2 protein-coding genes are annotated in these 2,380 nt (G+C 57.6%); both read right to left on the bottom strand.

Annotated features, from left to right (window positions below):
- Positions 1-1,551 (bottom strand): DNA methyltransferase (locus VMU57_RS13335; protein ID WP_325384185.1); only part of this gene is annotated, 1,551 nt, incomplete at its 3' end.
- A 618-nt stretch (positions 1,552-2,169) separates the two neighbouring features.
- Positions 2,170-2,380, bottom strand: a 211-nt coding sequence (locus VMU57_RS13340; RefSeq protein WP_325384187.1) for a hypothetical protein, incomplete at its 5' end; no start/stop codon positions are given.

Raw genomic sequence — 2,380 nt, forward strand, 5'->3', positions numbered from 1 at the left:
AAATGTGACGTTCGATGGATGGGGGAAGTCGATGCCTTTGCCTTCGAGCAGTTCGGCGATGGTGAGGATTTGGAGTCGTGGGTGATTGCCCCACGGAGATTTGTAGAAGCCCGCGCTGGCGGCTTCGGTTTTCATCGGCTTGGTGGCGTCTTCCAAGGTAAGCAGGACTCCAATTTCTGCTTTTTCTCGTTCGATCACGCCGCGCAGGTCGCGGATGTCCTTGACGCTGACGTGGCCAGATTTTACGGAGAGGATGATCTGCTTGGTGCGGCCGGAGTCGCCTTCGTCGTGAAAATATAGGCGGCCGTCGATTCCTTGGTCGCTGCCCTTTTTCTGCTCGGTTCGTCGCGCGCCGACCAGCCCGAGCGCCCACCATTGAAACTGGTACGGGTCTTCCTTCGCGAGTCCCAGTGCATCCGGAACGGAGACTGGCTCGCCGATGACTTGGTACGTCTTTGAAATTTCGTCGCCAAAGGCGTCGCGGAGGCGGCTCTTGATCAAGCCGATGGCGAGGTGGGTGATGTCGATGCCGATCCAGTTCCGGTTGAGGCGCTGTGCGACGGCGATAGCGGTTCCGCAGCCGCAGAACGGATCGAGCACAATGTCGCCCTCGTTGCTGCTGGCCTTTATCATGCGTTCAAGTAAGATCTCAGGCTTTTGGGTCGGATATCCCAAGCGCTCCTGCGCGCGAGAATTGATCGGATCGATATCTGTCCAGACGTTTCCTGTCAGGACTCCTTCCATCTTGTCCAAATAGCGCTTGAGTTGCGGTCGTTTCGATTTCGAGTCCGGGTACCAAATTCGACCCTCTGCGTCCAACTTTGCCATCGTCTCCCTGGAATATCTCCATCCGAACGGTGGCGACGCGTGTCCCTTCCATTCGTACATCATGTTTGGGCGGGGTTTCGGGCTCGTCATGTTGTCTAGCCGATACCTACGCCCGTTGATGTCTGAGTACCTATATTTGCTCGCTAGATAGCTCTCGCTATGCGGTTCGTGGAGCGGGTGCCATGTTGTCTTGAATTCCTTTGCGTAGTGCAAGATGTGGTCGGCCACCGGGCTCCAGCGTTTTGCGTCACTGTGAGTGCCCGTTCGTCTCCACGTGATTTCAGCCAGAAAATGCTCCGGACGGAATATGGAGTCCATAAGAAGCTTAAGGTAATGGCTGGCGGTGGGGTCGCAATGGAGATAGATGCTGCCGGTTGGCTTGAGCACGCGGCGGAGTTCGACGAGGCGCGGGGCCATCATAGTCAGGTAGGCGAGCATATCGTTGGTGCCGAGGAAGCGGCGGAAAGCCTGCATCACATCCGAGACGCGACCGCCGGCCTCGACGACTTCCTGATATTGTCCGGCTGCGGCCTGGTTCCACTCCCAAGTGTCCTCGAAAGCCTTGAACTGGGACGCAGCTCCGGTACCGTCCTTCTCGGCGAACAGCACGTTGTAGTCTTGATTGGATTTGAAGGGCGGGTCGAGGTAAACGAGATCAACGCTCTCGTCCTTCACGTGGAGGCGAAGGACTTCCAGGTTGTCACCGTAATAGAGTGTGTTCACGCGATCGTAAGCTCCGCGCGAGTGTACTTGCTTTAGGGCGCGGCGATCAATGGCGTGGTGCGAGACAGTAAATCCGCACGAGCCGGCCTCCGAGGCAGTCGAAGGGCAAAAGCGGGTCGAGATTATTAGCCTGAGACAAACGTGGCAGTCCAGTAGCATGTCGTCTCGCGGTGTCTGGGGGGAATGTGCGAAGAATGGCAAAGCGTGTCGTCGGCGGACTGGCGATCTTGGTCACGTTGATCGACTGGGTCGGTCGTATACAGACGGTTGGATCGCTTGTGCCATTTCTCAAGGATCTCTCACTTAGGAGCTGGTGGCCGTGGCTTGACCCGGTTCTGATTCTTATCGGGTTTGCTTTTTTATGGTGGGCGAAGAAGCCAGATGCAGCGCCTCGCCTGGAGACCGGGGAACAGAGGATCAAGAGGCTCGCGCGCGAACTGAAGAAGTGTGTTTTAGCCGAACTAACAGGGATGGGATCAGCGACGGAATCTGGTTTGCGGGTCTGCTTGAAGAGGATCGAGGCTGCCGACAATGAGTTTGAGCCGGTCGTCTCTGAATTGGAAGATCAAGGCTTCTTGCAGCCTATGCCGCATCATGGAGGAGAGCGGTGGTGGTTGGTTAAGCCGCCCTCTCCCTGGTGAGTTGATCGGGCAGCGCCCGCCGTGCTAGCCATAACAAGCGAATTGCGAAAGCAGATCCCTCGTCGTCCCGGTAGCGCGCTGCGCGCACCGGGACTCGCTCGGGATGACAAATCGGAGTTGGCTGCGGCGAGTTGAGCCGGGGATTTGCCAGCGACGGCGGGCGGCAGGGCGAAGCGGATTTCGCATCA

The organism is Edaphobacter sp., from assembly GCF_035532915.1.
Classification (GTDB): Bacteria; Acidobacteriota; Terriglobia; order Terriglobales; family Acidobacteriaceae; genus Edaphobacter.